The 16,394-nt window shown below is 52.5% G+C and carries 14 protein-coding genes; 9 read left to right on the forward strand and 5 right to left on the reverse strand.

The annotated features are described in order from the left end of the window. Positions 1–231 precede the first annotated feature (231 nt). Both pgm and seqA read right to left on the reverse strand, forming a co-directional pair. Positions 232–1,872 carry a phosphoglucomutase (alpha-D-glucose-1,6-bisphosphate-dependent) gene (gene pgm / locus EE896_RS13900; RefSeq protein ID WP_008925011.1) on the reverse strand — a complete coding sequence of 547 codons (1,641 nt, stop codon included), beginning with the start codon at positions 1,870–1,872 and terminating at the stop codon, positions 232–234. Positions 1,873–1,899: 27 nt separating this feature from the next. Then, complete coding sequence (gene seqA / locus EE896_RS22415; protein WP_008925010.1) at positions 1,900–2,445, reverse strand: replication initiation negative regulator SeqA; 546 nt, start codon at positions 2,443–2,445, stop codon at positions 1,900–1,902. 250 nt (positions 2,446–2,695) lie between these two features. Here seqA and ybfF point away from each other — a divergent pair, with 250 nt between their 5' ends. The 4 genes from ybfF to fur all read left to right on the forward strand — a co-directional run bounded on the left by ybfF (position 2,696) and on the right by fur (position 5,359). Next, positions 2,696–3,460, forward strand: a complete 765-nt coding sequence (ybfF, locus tag EE896_RS13905) for an esterase (RefSeq protein WP_003852814.1) — start codon at positions 2,696–2,698, stop codon at positions 3,458–3,460. A gap of 168 nt (positions 3,461–3,628) precedes the next feature. Beyond that, positions 3,629–3,904 carry a LexA regulated protein gene (gene ybfE, locus EE896_RS13910; RefSeq protein WP_003852811.1) on the forward strand — a complete coding sequence of 92 codons (276 nt, stop codon included), beginning with the start codon at positions 3,629–3,631 and terminating at the stop codon, positions 3,902–3,904. Between the two features lie 132 nt (positions 3,905–4,036). Next, entirely contained in the window at positions 4,037–4,567 is a 531-nt protein-coding gene (gene fldA, locus EE896_RS13915; RefSeq protein WP_003852808.1) for a flavodoxin FldA, read from the forward strand. A gap of 348 nt (positions 4,568–4,915) precedes the next feature. After that, positions 4,916–5,359, forward strand: a complete 444-nt coding sequence (gene fur, locus EE896_RS13920) for a ferric iron uptake transcriptional regulator (protein ID WP_003852805.1) — start codon at positions 4,916–4,918, stop codon at positions 5,357–5,359. A gap of 64 nt (positions 5,360–5,423) precedes the next feature. On the opposite strand, the gene EE896_RS13925 is transcribed toward fur, so the two are convergent. From EE896_RS13925 to nagE, 3 genes are all read right to left on the reverse strand, one after another. Beyond that, the gene (locus EE896_RS13925) at positions 5,424–5,819 is read right to left on the reverse strand and encodes a hypothetical protein (protein ID WP_003852803.1); all 396 of its coding nucleotides are present in this window, start codon (positions 5,817–5,819) and stop codon (positions 5,424–5,426) included. 234 nt (positions 5,820–6,053) lie between these two features. Then, on the reverse strand, positions 6,054–7,721 hold the full coding sequence (gene glnS, locus EE896_RS13930; protein WP_140915977.1) for a glutamine--tRNA ligase: 1,668 nt from the start codon (positions 7,719–7,721) through the stop codon (positions 6,054–6,056). A gap of 152 nt (positions 7,722–7,873) precedes the next feature. Beyond that, complete coding sequence (nagE, locus tag EE896_RS13935; RefSeq protein ID WP_078804196.1) at positions 7,874–9,901, reverse strand: N-acetylglucosamine-specific PTS transporter subunit IIBC; 2,028 nt, start codon at positions 9,899–9,901, stop codon at positions 7,874–7,876. 327 nt (positions 9,902–10,228) lie between these two features. Between nagE and nagB the strand changes: the two genes are divergently transcribed. From nagB to asnB, 5 genes are all read left to right on the forward strand, one after another. Then, entirely contained in the window at positions 10,229–11,029 is an 801-nt protein-coding gene (nagB, locus tag EE896_RS13940; RefSeq protein ID WP_003852796.1) for a glucosamine-6-phosphate deaminase, read from the forward strand. A gap of 62 nt (positions 11,030–11,091) precedes the next feature. Next, positions 11,092–12,240, forward strand: coding sequence for an N-acetylglucosamine-6-phosphate deacetylase (gene nagA, locus EE896_RS13945; protein WP_105099413.1), 1,149 nt, complete (start codon positions 11,092–11,094; stop codon positions 12,238–12,240). Positions 12,241–12,247: 7 nt separating this feature from the next. Continuing rightward, positions 12,248–13,468, forward strand: a complete 1,221-nt coding sequence (nagC, locus tag EE896_RS13950) for a DNA-binding transcriptional regulator NagC (protein ID WP_003852792.1) — start codon at positions 12,248–12,250, stop codon at positions 13,466–13,468. Positions 13,469–13,507: 39 nt separating this feature from the next. Beyond that, the gene (locus EE896_RS13955) at positions 13,508–14,260 is read left to right on the forward strand and encodes an HAD-IIA family hydrolase (RefSeq protein ID WP_003852790.1); all 753 of its coding nucleotides are present in this window, start codon (positions 13,508–13,510) and stop codon (positions 14,258–14,260) included. Positions 14,261–14,567: 307 nt separating this feature from the next. Continuing rightward, positions 14,568–16,235, forward strand: a complete 1,668-nt coding sequence (gene asnB, locus EE896_RS13960) for an asparagine synthase B (protein ID WP_003852788.1) — start codon at positions 14,568–14,570, stop codon at positions 16,233–16,235. Positions 16,236–16,394: the final 159 nt, after the last annotated feature.

Raw genomic sequence — 16,394 nt, forward strand, 5'->3', positions numbered from 1 at the left:
TAAGCTGGTTCGCTGTGAAACCGAGCCTGCTCAGGAAACAGGGTCAGATCGGAAAGACGCAAAAGCCGTCATCCATGACACGCTCGGCCCGCGCCGTCCTGCCGCGGGACGCTTTCCTCTTCTGACCCCGTTCCCGCCGCATTGAGTAAGTCCGTTGCTGCCAGATTTACCCGGATGTGAGGTTGTCTTCAGTCTGAGGCGCGCGATGCGCCTTTTTATCATCCTGACTTATCAGGCGTTTTTCAGCACTTCGCTGACAATCTCTACGGCTTCTTTCTCAATCTGCTCGCGATGTTCTGCGCCCAGGAAGCTTTCACAGTAGATTTTGTAGGCATCTTCGGTGCCTGAAGGACGGGCAGCAAACCAGCCATTCTCCGTCATCACTTTCAGACCGCCGATTGAGGCACCGTTACCTGGAGCCGCCGTCAGACGCGCGGTGATAGGATCACCCGCCAGCGTATCCGCGCTCACCATCTCTGGTGACAGCTTCGACAGTGCAGCTTTCTGCGCTGAAGTGGCGGATGCCTGCAGACGGTTGTAGCTTGGTGCGCCAAAACGCGCAGCCAGTTCATCATAATGCTGCTGCGGATTTTTACCGGTTACCGCTGTAATTTCAGCCGCCAGCAGACACATGATGATGCCATCTTTGTCCGTTGACCACGGCGTGCCGTCGAAACGCAGGAATGAAGCGCCCGCGCTCTCTTCACCGCCGAAACCGAAGCTGCCGTCATACAGACCATCAACAAACCATTTGAAACCAACCGGCACTTCCACCAGCTTGCGACCAATGTCGTTGACCACACGGTCAATCATGGCGCTGGACACCAGGGTTTTACCCACGGCAACATCCTGGCCCCACTGTGGACGATGCTGGAACAGATAGTTGATCGCAACCGCCAGATAGTGGTTTGGATTCATCAGACCCGCCGGGGTCACGATGCCGTGACGGTCATAATCGGGATCGTTGCCGAACGCCAGATCGAACTTGTCGCGGTAAGCCAGCAGGCCTGCCATTGCGCTTTCGGACGAACAGTCCATGCGCACAACGCCATCTTTATCCAGATGCATAAAGCGGAAGGTCTGATCGACCGCATCGTTTACCAGCGTCAGATCCAGCTTGTAATGCTCAGCAATACGCTGCCAGTAAGCAATACCTGAACCGCCCAGTGGATCAACACCCAGCTTCAGGCCAGCTTTCTGAATTGCCGGGAAATCGATAATCTCTGCCAGACCTTCAACGTAAGGCTGGATCAGATCTTTCTCGACCACGTGACCGCTCGCCATAGCCTGTTCAAGTGGCAGACGTTTCACCTCTTTCAGCCCATCTTTGATCAGCTGATTAGCGCGATCTTCCACCACTTTAGTGACGTTGGTATCCGCCGGTCCACCGTTAGGTGGATTGTACTTAATGCCGCCATCTTCCGGTGGGTTGTGCGAAGGTGTGATGACGATACCATCTGCCAGCGGGCCACCCGCTTTATTGTGCTCAAGAATGGCGTTGGAAATCGCAGGGGTTGGCGTATAGCCATTATCCTGCTGAACAATCACATCAACGCCGTTCGCCGCCAGGACTTCCAGAACAGACAGAATCGCCGGTTCTGACAGCGCATGAGTATCTTTACCGACGTAGCAAGGTCCGGTGATGCCGTTCTTTTTGCGCTCTTCGGCAATTGCCTGAGCGATGGCCAGAATGTGCATCTCGTTGAAGCTCTGGCGCCCTGCACTGCCGCGATGGCCAGAGGTGCCAAATTTCACCGCATGTTCCGGGTTCGCCACATCGGGCTGCAGGACATAATATTGTGACGTTAATTGTGCAACGTTAATCAAATCGCTCTGCTGGGCGGGTTGCCCGGCACGTGGGTGATTGGCCATTGGCGCTGCTCCCTGACGCTTAAGTTTTTAAATGGTGCCGCAAACTTTCTCGGTCAGTTCCGCAGGGAACTGCATCGAGAGCATGATGTGTTCAACCATGCTGCATTTACGACCAGTATTGGTGTTGGTGATCACCCAGTACGGCGTGCCGGGCACATGCTTCGGCTTAGTATGGGTGCCATTCTGCAACAGCGTATGCTCATCGCCTGCAAAATAGACGCGGGTACGCCCCTGCAGCGATGCAGTAGCCTCAGCAAAGGCTGCGGTATCAAGACGATAGAGCGTTGACAAAATAAGCATAAAGCGATTCACCGCCCGCTTCTGCTCCGCATATTCATCGGAAAGCAGCAGCTCACGCACCGCGCGAACACGATCCTGCGGGCGGGAACCCACAGAGGCCTGGGACTCTTTCGCTGCCTCTTTTGACGCTGGCTGAGCAGGCGAAGCAGGTGCAGTCTGACCGGCCGTGAATTTCAGCATACGACGCAGAATGTCGGATGCGCTTTCACCAATGTGTTGCGTATGGCTGGCAATATAACGGTAGAGCTCTTCGTCAACTTCAATCGTTTTCATCTTATTCCGTACGGTTCTTTCTCATGACAGAACCACCTGTTTCCTGAAAAGCACTGAGTATAGTCAGGCAATTCAAAAGGTGTGTGGGTTCTAACATCAGGATTATAAAGTTAAATTCAGGCGGGTTGTTAGCAATCAAACGGTTTACGGGCAAAAGTCAGAATATGTCCTAATGCCACCGGAACCGGCGCACCTGAAAAGGTGAAACCATGATAACCTAAGCTCAGGTCTCAAACTTAAGAACTTTGCTATGATTTTGAACGCCCGTCTGCAAACTGAACAATCCCCTCCTGATTCCCTGCCCATCCTCCTTATCCATGGTCTGTTTGGCAGCCTGGATAACCTTGGTGTGCTGGCGCGCGGGCTGAAAGATGCCGGTCCCCTGCTGCAGGTTGATGTCCGTAACCACGGTCTTTCGCCACGATCCGACGAGATGAACTACGCTGTAATGGCGCAGGATATGGTCGACACGCTGGATGCACAGGGCATCGAACGCGTCGCGGTTATCGGTCACTCGATGGGCGGTAAAATCGCGATGACCATGAGCGCGCTGGTGCCGGATCGCATTGAGCGACTGGTGATGATCGATATCGCACCGGTGGACTACCAGACCCGCCGCCACGATGAGATTTTTGCCGGTATTCGTGCCGTCACTGATGCGGGCGTTTCATCCCGCAGCGAGGCAGCCCGCATTATGCGCACGCTGATTGATGAAGAAGGGGTTATCCAGTTTCTGCTGAAGTCATTTCAGGAGGGTGAGTGGCGCTTCAATGTGCCGGTACTGTGGGATAACTACACCACGATTTCTGGCTGGCAGCCGGTTCCTGCCTGGGATCATCCCGCGTTGTTTATTCGTGGCGGCGACTCAAGCTATCTGGATAACCGCTACCGCGACGTGTTACTTCAACAGTTTCCGGCGGCTCAGGCACATGTCATTGGCGGCGCCGGGCACTGGGTTCATGCAGAGAAACCTGATGCCGTTTTGCGCAGCATTCGTCGTTTTTTTGCGCTTTAAAAGCAAATAGATGGCGGTAAAAGTTTAGGATTGGCGTCGGGAGTACGCGTGAAGTATGATGGCGCGCTAAAATTTTGCCGCTGGTCAGTTTTGCTGCGGCAATGGCCAATAATTTATAATCTGCGCGGTGAGTGTCTGGCGCCCGCCCCCATTCAGTTTTACTAAGCCATGGCAAAAGAACAGACTGACCGCACGACGCTCGATCTCTTTGCTGATGAGCGCCGCCCCGGTCGACCCAAAACCAGTCCGCTTTCGCGTGATGAACAGCTGCGCATCAACAAGCGCAACCAGCTTAAACGTGACAAAGGACGCGGACTTCGTCGTGTCGAACTGAAAATGAACAGTGAAGCCGTCGATGCACTTAATACGCTGGCAGAACAGCGTAATCTCAGCCGCAGCGAACTGATTGAACAGATGCTGCTGGCGCAGCTCAAACTGGATTGATGCGGGCAAATCGCACGCAGGAGCAAATGTCGGGGCTTTAACCGTTCACCGGTTTTCTCTCGTCTGCTATTATTCGCTGAAATGTGCTGCGGCACACATCTCATCATCAGGATTTAAGAGGTTATTTTACTCATGGCACTCGTAGGCATCTTCTTTGGCAGCGATACCGGTAATACCGAAAACATTGCAAAAATGATCCAGAAACAGCTGGGTTCAGACGTTGCAGAAGTGCATGACATCGCGAAAAGCACAAAAGAAGATCTGGAAGCATTTGATATCCTGCTGCTGGGTATTCCAACCTGGTACTACGGTGAAGCACAGTGTGACTGGGATGACTTCTTCCCGACGCTGGAAGAGATCGACTTTAATGGCAAGCTGGTGGCGTTGTTTGGCTGCGGCGATCAGGAAGATTACGCAGAGTACTTCTGTGATGCGATGGGCACTATCCGCGACATTATTGAGCCACACGGTGCCGTGATTGTCGGACACTGGCCAACTGAGGGCTACCATTTCGAAGCCTCAAAAGGTCTGGCGGATGATACCCACTTCCTGGGTCTGGCTATCGACGAAGATCGTCAGCCTGAACTGACTAACCAGCGAGTTGATCAGTGGGTTAAGCAGATTTTTGATGAACTGCAACTGAAAGAGATCATCGAAGCGTGATGGTGTCTGACTCAATGTGAGCGCCAGCTCACATTGAGGTAATGGAAATTCCTATAGAAATAATAGCCACATTTTTTTAACTTTCTCCGTTTAATCTGTAGAATACCCGCATCGATCTTCCGCTTATTTTCTCACGCGGCAAGACTAAGCGATGTACAAACAGACATCTGCCAGAATTCTCCCCGGCCCGGTGACGCCTCCCCAGCAGCCCATGATGATTCAGGCACGCCCTCTGGTTTTCATTTCATCGCTTCAGTTCTATAATGAGACGCAAATGAGAATGAGTGTAGATCGACATTCAAGGCGACAAGCCACAAAAGTGAATATTAGTAACAGGACAAAATCCGCATGACTGACAACAACACCGCATTAAAGAAGGCTGGCCTGAAAGTGACACTGCCCAGACTGAAAATTCTGGAAGTGCTTCAGGAACCTGAGTGCCATCACGTCAGTGCGGAAGATTTGTATAAACGCCTGATTGATATCGGCGAAGAGATTGGACTGGCTACCGTTTACCGTGTGCTTAACCAGTTCGATGACGCGGGTATTGTGACGCGCCACAATTTCGAAGGCGGCAAATCGGTCTTCGAACTGACGCAGCAGCATCATCACGATCACCTGATCTGCCTGGATTGCGGCAAGGTTATTGAGTTCAGCGACGAGTCTATCGAAACGCGTCAGCGTGAAATCGCAACCCGCCACGGCATCAAGCTCACTAACCACAGCCTCTATCTTTACGGACACTGCACACTGGGCGATTGCCGGGAAAATGAAACCCTGCACGACCAGTAACGCGAGCTGAAATAAAAAAACCGGTGAATTCACCGGTTTTTTTTCGTCTGATGTCTGCTGTCAGTCAGGCGACCAGCGTCTCCTGCAGATAACGCCAGCGCGGAATAGAGCTACTGCAATCGAGAATGGCCAGCGAGATGCGGCTATTGTTATTGCCATTCATCATCTGCATTTCGCGATACTGCACGGTGATCTCTTTATCATGATGAGAGAGGATCACATGTTCGCAGGTGGCAATGCGCATCCCTTCCCGCTGCCCCTGCAACTGCCGGAAAAGATCCTCGACCTCGTTCAGATTGTACTCTTTGCCTTTAGGGGTCACCATGCGGAATTCAGGATGAAAATAGGACATCAGCAGCTCAAAACTGTCGTCTGATCCGGCGGGCTTATTAAAAATACGTTCAATGAGCTGATGTAAAACGACGACACTGTGTTTGGCTTCCTGGGCGAGAACGGTCATATTTTTTCCTTCTGTAACCCGCTGTGCGACCTCTGAGAGCGCATAGCCTACCTGAAAGCTGCTAATTCACATCCTGAAATTGATTAATTTTTTTAAACTCAGATTTCTCTCACAGTATGGCATTTAATGGATTGCAGTTAGTTCAGAACAAACGTCGGTAATGGTCGAAATAGGGACAATAAAAAAGGGCGATAAATCGCCCTTTTGTCATTTTATGAGGTCAGCCTCACCACGTTATTCGCCGGCTTTCGTCCAGGTATCACGAAGACCAACGGTACGGTTGAATACCAACTGCGAGGGCGTAGAGTAAACGCTGTCGGCGCAGAAATAACCTTCACGTTCAAACTGGAACGGTGTGGTCGGTTCTACATCGCGCAGGCTCGGTTCCACAAAGCCCTGTTTAATCGCCAGTGACTCAGGGTTGATTACCGCCAGGAAGTCCTCAGCCGCACCCGGGTTTGGCACGCTGAACAGGCGGTCATACAGACGGAACTCAGCAGGCTGCGCGTGATCGGCAGAGACCCAGTGAATCACGCCTTTGACCTTACGGCCATCAGCAGGATCTTTGCTCAGCGTATCAACATCGCTGGTGCAATAGATGCAGGTGATGTTGCCCGCTTCATCTTTAGCAATTCGCTCAGCACGAATCACGTAGGCGTTGCGCAGGCGAACTTCTTTGCCCAGCACCAGACGTTTATATTGCTTGTTCGCCTCTTCACGGAAATCTGCACGGTCGATCCAGATCTCGCGGCTGAACGGCACTTCACGCGCGCCCATCTCCGGCTTACCCGGATGATTGGGCATGGTGAGGGTTTCGCTGTGACCCGCTGGCAGGTTTTCGATCACCACTTTTAGCGGATCGAGCACCGCCATGGCACGTGGTGCATTATCGTTAAGATCATCGCGAATACAGGATTCCAGCGAGGCCATCTCCACGATGTTATCCTGTTTGGTCACGCCAATACGACGGCAGAACTCACGGATAGAGGCTGCGGTGTAACCGCGACGACGCAGACCTGAAACGGTCAGCATGCGCGGATCGTCCCAGCCTTCTACGTGCTTCTCGGTCACCAGCTGAGTGAGTTTGCGTTTCGACATCACCGCATACTCCAGATTCAGACGCGAGAACTCGTACTGGCGCGGATGAACCGGAATGGTGATGTTATCCAGCACCCAGTCATAGAGACGGCGGTTGTCCTGAAACTCCAGCGTACACAGTGAGTGCGTGATGCCTTCCAGCGCATCGGAGATGCAGTGGGTAAAGTCATACATCGGATAGATGCACCACTTGTTACCCGTCTGGTGGTGTTCTGCGAACTTGATGCGGTACAGCACCGGATCACGCATCACGATGAAACTAGAGGCCATGTCGATTTTGGCACGCAGACAGGCGCTGCCTTCGGCAAACTCACCGTTGCGCATTTTCTCAAACAGCGCCAGGTTCTCTTCCACGCTGCGATCGCGATAAGGGCTGTTTTTGCCAGGCTCTTTCAGGGTGCCGCGATATTCGCGAATCTCATCCGGACTGAGTTCATCAACGTAAGCCAGACCTTTAGAAATCAGCTCGATGGCATAATTGTAGAGCTGATCAAAATAGTTTGATGAGTAACAGACCTCACCGCTCCACTCAAAACCCAGCCACTGGACGTCACGCTTAATGGATTCAACAAATTCCATATCCTCTTTAACAGGATTGGTATCGTCGAAACGCAGGTTGCATTGCCCCTGATAATCCTGGGCGATGCCAAAATTCAGACAGATCGATTTCGCATGACCAATATGCAGATAGCCATTGGGCTCTGGCGGGAAACGGGTATGCACGCTGCTGTGCTTACCGCTCGCCAAATCTTCGTCAATGATCTGACGAATAAAGTTAGTTGGGCGGGCTTCAGCCTCACTCATCTCAAAAATCCTCAATACGAATAACGGGTGATTTGTACCACGAAGTAACGGAGTATGATCCACAAAGCGTCTGAGGGAAACAACCGTTTGTTAAGCCTTTAAAACAAAAAAGGCAGGAATCGCTTCCTGCCTGTGGGGTTCTGTTGCGGGGATTAGCCTTTCACTTCGTATAGCGGGGTTTCACCGGCTACCACCTGGCCGCGAGCCAGTAATGTCAGCCCTGCGAAGTCATCGCTGTTACTGACCACGACCGGACTCACCATTGAGCGGGCGTTCGCGTTCAGGAATTCAAGGTCCATCTCCAGCACCGGCTGACCGGCGACCACGCTGGCCCCCTCTTCTGCCAGACGGGTAAAGCCTTTGCCTTCCAGCGCTACGGTATCCAGCCCCATATGCACCACAATCTCTACACCATTCTCCGTTTCCAGACAAAAGGCGTGATTGGTGTTGAAGATTTTAACCAGCGTACCCGCTATCGGTGCCACGACCCATTTGTCGCTGGGTTTGATCGCCAGACCGTCACCCACCGCTTTGCTGGCGAAGGCTTCATCCGGCACATCATCCAGTGCCACGACTTCACCGCTGACTGGTGCCAGCAGGGTTGCGATGACACGCTTCTCACTGTTCAGCACCGCCTGCGGTGCCACAGCCGGCTCAGTCGGTGCGCTGCTGGCTGTCGCTGCAGCAACCGGACCCTTGGTCAGCACTTTTTTCATGGCCGAGGCGATGCTTTCTGCCTGGGTGCCCACGATGATCTGCACGCTCTGTTTGTTAAGACGAATCACGCCGGACGCACCAAGACGCTTCGCCACACCTTCATTAACCTGAGCGGAATCATTCACATTAAGACGCAGACGGGTGATACAGGCATCGATGCTGGTTAAGTTCTCTGAACCACCCACTGCACCGATGTAACGGCGCGCCAGTGATTCAGTCGCCGTTTCACCATTGTCGGTTTTATCCACGTTGACGTCGTAACCATCACTTTCATCACCGTCAACCGCCAGCTCACGGCCTGGCGTCATCAGGTTGAATTTTTTAATCGTGAAGCGGAACACGACATAGTAGATAGCGAAGAAGACCAGCCCCTGCGGAATCAGCATGTACCAGTGTGTCGCGAGAGGATTACGGGTCGACAGCACCATATCCACCAGCCCGGCGCTGAAACCAAATCCGGCAATCCAGTGCATACTGGCAGCAATAAAAACAGAGAGACCGGTCAGAACGGCGTGGATCAGATAGAGCACCGGCGCCACGAACATAAAGGAGAATTCCAGCGGTTCGGTGATACCCGTAAAGAAGGCAGCAAACGCAGCAGCCAGCATAATACTCCCCACTTTGACGCGGTTCTCTGGACGCGCACAGTGGTAGATAGCCAGTGCTGCACCCGGCAGACCAAACATCATAATCGGGAAAAAGCCCGCCTGATAACGACCGGTAATCCCTACGGTTGCGGTTCCGTCAGCCAGTGACTGCGCACCGCCAAGGAATTTAGGAATGTCATTAATACCTGCAACGTCAAACCAGAACACGGAGTTCAGCGCGTGATGCAGACCGACCGGAATCAGCAGGCGGTTGAAGAAGGCATAGATGCCGGCACCGACAGAGCCCAGCTTCTGGATGTGTTCACCAAAGCTGACCAGGCCGTTAAACACAACTGGCCAGATGTACATCAGGATAAAAGCGACGAAGATCATCAGGAACGAAACCAGAATCGGCACCAGCCGCCGTCCGCTGAAGAAGGAGAGCGCTTTAGGCAGCTCAACATGGCTGAAGCGGTTATAGACTTCTGCTGACAGGATACCGACCAGAATACCGACAAACTGATTCTCAATTTTGCCAAACGCTGCAGGTACCTGAGCTAAAGGAATTTTCTGAATCATTGCCACCGCGGCCGGTGAGCAAAGCGTGGTGACCACCAGGAATCCGACAAAGCCGGTCAGGGCTGCCGCACCATCTTTATCTTTTGACATGCCATAGGCGATACCAATCGCAAACAGGACTGACATGTGCTCAATGATGGCAGAACCTGATTTGATCAGTAAGGCAGCCAGCGCATTGCCTGCACCCCAGCTGTCTGGATCAATCCAGTAGCCAACCCCCATTAGTATTGCTGCTGCTGGCAGGGTAGCGACCGGCACCATCAGTGCACGCCCCACCTTTTGTAAGTAACCTAACATAACCCTTCCCCCTATGAGCCTGACTTGTCGCTTTGCGCTGCTTAATGTTGTTGTGTCAGCTGCAAAGATCGTTAATACACTTCATATCACGCAGCGAAGTGTAATAATAAATTAATTCGCTTCGCAAATTAAAACCCTGCCAGATGTGATTTTTATCACTAAAAAACATCGTGTCATACGGCAACATCTGGCAATGACTGCAAACTTATTTTATGATCCGAAATATTGAATTACGCTCCGCCCGTGGCGAGAATAGAAAATCTGCTCAGGCTGATGAGTAACGCAACGGTTTAGCGATCCCCTTTCCATTTTCTAATGAGGTGAAACATGAGACTGATTCCTTTAGCGACGCCAACCCAGGTAGGTAAATGGGCCGCCCGACATATTGTTAACCGCATCAATGCATTTAATCCGACGGCGGATAAACCTTTTGTTCTGGGTCTGCCGACCGGCGGTACACCCCTGGAGGCGTACAAGCACCTGATTGATATGCACAAAGCGGGCCAGGTCAGTTTTAAGCATGTCGTCACCTTCAATATGGACGAATATGTTGGCCTGCCGAAAGAGCATCCGGAAAGCTATCACAGTTTCATGTATCGCAATTTCTTTGATCACGTTGATATTCAACCGGAAAATATCAACCTGCTGAATGGTAATGCGCCGGATATTGACGCAGAATGTCGTCAGTACGAAGAGAAAATTCGCACGCTGGGTAAAATTCACCTGTTTATGGGCGGTGTCGGTAACGACGGTCATATCGCCTTTAACGAGCCGGCTTCTTCACTGGCCTCCCGTACCCGCATTAAAACCCTGACGCATGACACCCGCGTGGCAAACTCTCGCTTCTTTAACGGCGATGTTGATCAGGTGCCTAAATATGCCCTTACCGTGGGCGTCGGCACGCTGCTGGATGCAGAAGAAGTGATGATTCTGGTTACCGGCCACGTTAAAGCGCAGGCACTGCAGGCGGCAGTGGAAGGCAACGTGAATCATATGTGGACAATCAGCTGTCTGCAGCTGCATGCCAAATCGGTGGTGGTCTGTGATGAACCCGCCACCATGGAACTGAAAGTGAAAACCGTGAAATATTTCCGCGAAATGGAAGCGGAAAATATGAAAGGCGTGTAACAGAACATTGTCGTGCCCTGCTGTTACGCTGAGTGACAGCAGGCCAGGACGGGAGAAAAGAGATGTACGCATTAGTAAACGGTCGAATTTACAGTGGCCATGAGGTTCTGGACAATCATGCCGTCGTGGTGGCTGACGGGCTTATTGCACGCGTCTGCCCGCGTGAATCGCTCCCGGCCAATATTGAGCAGCGGGATATGGCGGGCGCGATGATTGCGCCAGGTTTTATCGATCTTCAGCTCAACGGCTGCGGCGGTGTGCAGTTCAATGACAGCCTGGATGCACTGAGTATCGAAACCCTGGAAACGATGCAGCGCGCCAATGAGAAGTCTGGCTGCACCAGCTTTTTACCGACGCTGATTACCAGCAGCGATGCCCTGATGAAGCGTGCGATTGAAACCATGCGCGCCTATCTGCAGAAACATCAGCATCAGGCCCTGGGTCTGCATCTGGAAGGGCCCTGGCTGAGTAAGGCGAAAAAAGGCACCCACGATCCGGCGCTGATTCGCCTGCCGGATGCTGCGATGGTGCAGTATCTTTGTGACAACGCAGACGTCATCACCAAAGTCACGCTGGCACCGGAAAACGCCGGCAGCGAGGTGATTCGTCAGCTGACAGACGCCGGAATCATCGTTTCAGCGGGTCACTCGAATGCGACTTATGAAGAGGCGAAAGCGGGTTTTTCTGCTGGCGTGCGTTTCGCAACGCACCTCTACAACGCCATGCCGACATTTGCCGGCCGTGAACCCGGGCTTATCGGTGCGCTGTTTGATTCACCTGATGTATACTGCGGCATTATTGCGGATGGTTTACATGTACATTACGCTAACGTACGGAATGCAAAGCGCATTAAAGGCGACAAACTGGTGCTGGTAACGGATGCCACTGCCCCCGCTGGTGCTGACATCAGCGAGTTTATTTTTGCAGGCAAAACAATCTATTATCGTGATGGGCTTTGTGTCGACGAAAACGGCACATTAAGTGGTTCTGCCCTGACGATGATCGAAGCGGTACAAAACAGCGTCGAGCATGTGGGTATCGCACTGGATGAAGCGTTGCGCATGGCATCACTTTATCCGGCACGGGCGATGGGCGTGGAAAGGCAGTTGGGCTCGATCGAAGCAGGAAAAATCGCGAACCTGACTGTGTTTACGCGCGACTTTAAAATCATTAAGACGTTTGTCAACGGAGACGACGTCCTGAGCGAGTAAGCACTGAATGACCACTGGCGGCCAGTCACAAATAGGAAATGTCGATCTTGTTAAGCAACTCAATAGCGCAGCGGTTTACCGGCTGATTGATCAACAGGGGCCGATATCGCGCATTCAGATTGCTGAACTCAGTCAGCTTGCCCCCGCCAGTGTCACCAAAATTACCCGCCAGTTGATTGAGCGCGGCCTGATCAAAGAGGTAGACCAGCAGGCCTCTACCGGTGGTCGCCGCGCCATTTCGATTATTACTGAAACCCGCCATTTCCATACCATCGGCGTCCGTCTCGGACGCAATGATGCCACCCTGACCCTGTTCGACCTCAGTGGTAAATCACTGGCGCAGGAAGATTACGCCCTGCCGGAACGCACTCAGGAGACGCTGGAACATGCGCTGTTTAACGCCATCAGCAGCTTCATTGAGCAGCACCAGCGCAAAATACGCGAGCTGATCGCGATTTCCGTTATCCTGCCAGGGCTGGTCGATCCGATTAACGGCGTCATCCGCTATATGCCGCATATTTCCGTCAGCCACTGGCCGCTGGTCGCCAGTCTGAAAAAACGTTTCAACGTCACGAGCTTTGTCGGTCACGATATCCGCAGTCTGGCCCTGGCCGAGCACTACTTCGGTGCAAGCCGTGACTGTGCAGACTCAATTCTGGTGCGCTTACACCGTGGCACCGGTGCCGGCATTATTGCTAACGGCCATATCTTTCTTGGCAGCAACGGCAACGTCGGCGAGATCGGCCATATTCAGGTCGATCCCCTTGGTGAACGCTGCCACTGCGGCAACTTTGGCTGCCTTGAAACCATTGCCGCCAACGGCGCCATTGAAAATCGCGTACGACATCTGTTGAGTCAGGGCCATCCCAGCACGCTGACGCTGGAGGCGAGCCAGATGTCCCATATCTGCAAAGCGGCCAATCAGGGTGATGCGCTGGCGTGTGAAGTGATCGAGCATGTTGGCCGTTATCTTGGCAAAGCGATCGCAATCGCAATCAACCTGTTTAATCCACAAAAAGTGGTGCTGGCGGGTGAGATCACAGAGGCCGAAAAAGTGCTGCTGCCCGCTATCGAAGGCTGCATCAATACCCAGGCCTTAGCCGCCTTTCGCAAAAATCTGCCGGTTGTGCGCTCCACCCTGGATCATCGTTCTGCCATTGGCGCGTTTGCGCTCGCCAAACGTGCCATGCTTAACGGCATTCTGCTGCAACATCTTCTGGAAGACTAAGCTAACCCGCTGCTGTGGCGGGCCACATCGGATCTGACTATGACCATTAAAAGCGTAATTTGTGATATCGATGGCGTGCTGATGCACGACAACACGGCCGTTCCCGGCGCGCAGGAATTTTTACAGCGCATTCTGGCCAAAGAGATGCCGCTGGTGGTGCTGACAAACTATCCCTCGCAAACCGAGCAGGATCTGGCTAACCGTTTTGCCTCGGCCGGTGTTGAGGTTCCTGAATCCGTTTTCTATACCTCGGCAATGGCCACAGCCGATTTCCTGCGCCGTCAGGAAGGCAAAAAGGCCTATGTCATTGGTGAGGGCGCGCTGATTCACGAACTCTACAAAGCGGGCTTTACGATTACTGATGTGAATCCCGACTTCGTGATTGTCGGTGAGACACGCTCGTTTAACTGGGACATGATGCATAAAGCGGCTTTTTTCGTGGCTAACGGCGCTCGCTTCATTGCCACTAACCCGGATACGCATGCGCGCGGTTTTATTCCTGCCTGTGGCGCGCTTTGTGCGGGTATCGAGAAAATCTCTGGTCGTCGCCCGTTTGTTGTTGGCAAACCCAGCCCCTACATCATGCGCGCCGCGCTGAACAAAATGCAGGCTCACTCTGAAGAGACGGTCATTGTTGGCGACAATCTGCGAACCGATATTCTGGCCGGTTTTCAGGCGGGTCTGGAGACGGTGCTGGTTCTCTCTGGCGTCTCCACGCTGACGGATATTGATGCTATGCCGTTCCGCCCGGACTGGATCTACCCTTCTGTTGCCGATATTGACCTGTTCTGATTCATTTCTCTTATGACGCATCCGGCTAATCTGTGATGCGTCCCCCTTTTTTCCCCTGTTCCCGCGGGTTTCACTGCCTGTTTTTTGTTCACAAAAGCCATTCCATTGCTGATCCATCAACAAAACAACGTTTAAATTATCGTTTATTCAAAATTATTGCCATGTGAACAATATTTTTATCAGTAAATCACGATTCCTCTTGCATTGAATGCACTAAATAGCGCATTTTCTTATGTATCACGCAGCGACAGGCTGCCGGACAAACGTAAAAGATAACATCGCCGTAAGGTGAGCTCAGGAGTCAGTTATGTGTTCAATTTTTGGTGTGCTGGATCTGAAAACCGATCCTGTTGAGCTGCGCAAAAAAGCGCTGGAATGTTCACGCTTAATGCGTCATCGCGGCCCGGACTGGTCAGGCGTCTTCGCCGATGATCATGCTATTCTGGCGCATGAACGCCTCTCAATTGTTGACGTTAACAATGGCGCACAGCCGCTGTACAACGCCGATCACACCCACGTACTGGCGGTTAACGGCGAAATTTACAACCATCAGGCACTGCGCGCTGAACTCAGCGATCGCTACGAATTTCAGACCGGCTCTGACTGTGAAGTCATTCTGGCGCTCTATCAGGAGAAAGGTGTCGATTTCCTCGACGAGCTGGAAGGCATGTTCGCCTTTATCCTCTATGACACCGTTAAAAAAACCTGGCTGATTGGTCGCGACCACATTGGCATCATCCCGCTCTATATGGGTAACGATGAGCACGGCAACCTGTTTGTTGCTTCAGAAATGAAAGCGCTGGTGCCAGCCTGCCGTTCCATCAAAGAATTCCCGCCGGGAAGCTATCTCTCCAGCACCGATGGTGAAATCCGTCGTTACTGGCAGCGTGACTGGATGGAATACAAAAACGTTGAGCACAACACCACCGACGCCGCTGGCCTGAAGCATGCGCTGGAAGAGTCTGTGAAAAGCCACCTGATGTCAGATGTACCTTACGGTGTGCTGCTGTCAGGCGGTCTGGACTCCTCCATCATTTCAGCTGTGACCAAGCGTTTTGCAGCAAAGCGGGTTGAGGATCAGGACAAAAGTGATGCCTGGTGGCCGCAACTGCACTCCTTCGCAGTCGGACTGGAAGGTTCACCCGATTTAAAAGCGGCGAAAACCGTAGCGGAACATCTGGGCACCGTGCACCACGAAATTCATTTCACCGTTCAGGAAGGACTGGATGCGATTCGCGATGTGATTTATCACATTGAAACTTATGACGTCACCACTATTCGCGCCTCTACGCCGATGTACTTAATGTCGCGTAAAATCAAAGCGATGGGCATTAAGATGGTGCTGTCTGGCGAAGGCGCAGATGAAGTCTTCGGCGGCTATCTCTATTTCCATAAGGCGCCAAACGCCAAAGAGTTCCACGAGGAAAACGTGCGTAAACTCCAGGCGCTGCATATGTTCGACTGCGCCCGTGCTAACAAAGCGATGTCAGCCTGGGGCGTTGAGGCACGTGTACCCTTCCTGGATAAAAAATTCCTGGATGTGGCGATGCGGATTAACCCGGCCGACAAAATGTGTGGCAGCAACGGTAAAATGGAGAAGCACATTCTGCGTGAATGTTTCTCCTCTTACCTGCCAGAGAGCGTGGCGTGGCGTCAGAAAGAGCAGTTCTCGGATGGCGTGGGGTACAGCTGGATCGACTCACTGAAAGAAGTCGCGGCGAAGCAAATCAGCGATCAGCAGCTGGCAACCGCCCACTTCCGTTTCCCGTTCAACACGCCAGGTTCGAAAGAAGCGTATCTTTATCGTGAGATCTTCGAAGAGCTGTTCCCATTAGCGAGCGCGGCAGAATGTGTGCCTGGTGGTCCATCGGTCGCCTGCTCTTCTGCCAAAGCAATTGAGTGGGATGAAGCGTTTAAAAACATGGACGATCCATCCGGACGTGCCGTCGGTGTGCATCAGTCAGCTTACAAATAAGCAGGCAGAGAGCCGTCAGAATGGGCCCGCTGCGGCCCATTTTTTTTACGATTAGCGTTGTATTCACTGAAAAATTGCCGAATAAACCGCCAGGCTGGTTATAAGCCAGTCAAACAGCAATTATCTGGCAAAAAACGGTAAAAAACTTGTTGACGCTGT

It is taken from the genome of Pantoea eucalypti (genome assembly GCF_009646115.1).
In the GTDB taxonomy this organism is placed as follows: Bacteria; Pseudomonadota; Gammaproteobacteria; order Enterobacterales; family Enterobacteriaceae; genus Pantoea; species Pantoea eucalypti.

What these genes read in the sequence shown, in the direction of transcription:
- pgm (WP_008925011.1), bottom strand. Translation starts at nt 1,872, where the DNA reads ATGGCCAATCACCCACGTGCCGGGCAACCCGCCCAGCAGAGCGATTTG.
- seqA (WP_008925010.1), bottom strand. Translation starts at nt 2,445, where the DNA reads ATGAAAACGATTGAAGTTGACGAAGAGCTCTACCGTTATATTGCCAGC.
- ybfF (WP_003852814.1), top strand. Translation starts at nt 2,696, where the DNA reads ATGATTTTGAACGCCCGTCTGCAAACTGAACAATCCCCTCCTGATTCC.
- ybfE (WP_003852811.1), top strand. Translation starts at nt 3,629, where the DNA reads ATGGCAAAAGAACAGACTGACCGCACGACGCTCGATCTCTTTGCTGAT.
- fldA (WP_003852808.1), top strand. Translation starts at nt 4,037, where the DNA reads ATGGCACTCGTAGGCATCTTCTTTGGCAGCGATACCGGTAATACCGAA.
- fur (WP_003852805.1), top strand. Translation starts at nt 4,916, where the DNA reads ATGACTGACAACAACACCGCATTAAAGAAGGCTGGCCTGAAAGTGACA.
- EE896_RS13925 (WP_003852803.1), bottom strand. Translation starts at nt 5,819, where the DNA reads ATGACCGTTCTCGCCCAGGAAGCCAAACACAGTGTCGTCGTTTTACAT.
- glnS (WP_140915977.1), bottom strand. Translation starts at nt 7,721, where the DNA reads ATGAGTGAGGCTGAAGCCCGCCCAACTAACTTTATTCGTCAGATCATT.
- nagE (WP_078804196.1), bottom strand. Translation starts at nt 9,901, where the DNA reads ATGTTAGGTTACTTACAAAAGGTGGGGCGTGCACTGATGGTGCCGGTC.
- nagB (WP_003852796.1), top strand. Translation starts at nt 10,229, where the DNA reads ATGAGACTGATTCCTTTAGCGACGCCAACCCAGGTAGGTAAATGGGCC.
- nagA (WP_105099413.1), top strand. Translation starts at nt 11,092, where the DNA reads ATGTACGCATTAGTAAACGGTCGAATTTACAGTGGCCATGAGGTTCTG.
- nagC (WP_003852792.1), top strand. Translation starts at nt 12,248, where the DNA reads ATGACCACTGGCGGCCAGTCACAAATAGGAAATGTCGATCTTGTTAAG.
- EE896_RS13955 (WP_003852790.1), top strand. Translation starts at nt 13,508, where the DNA reads ATGACCATTAAAAGCGTAATTTGTGATATCGATGGCGTGCTGATGCAC.
- asnB (WP_003852788.1), top strand. Translation starts at nt 14,568, where the DNA reads ATGTGTTCAATTTTTGGTGTGCTGGATCTGAAAACCGATCCTGTTGAG.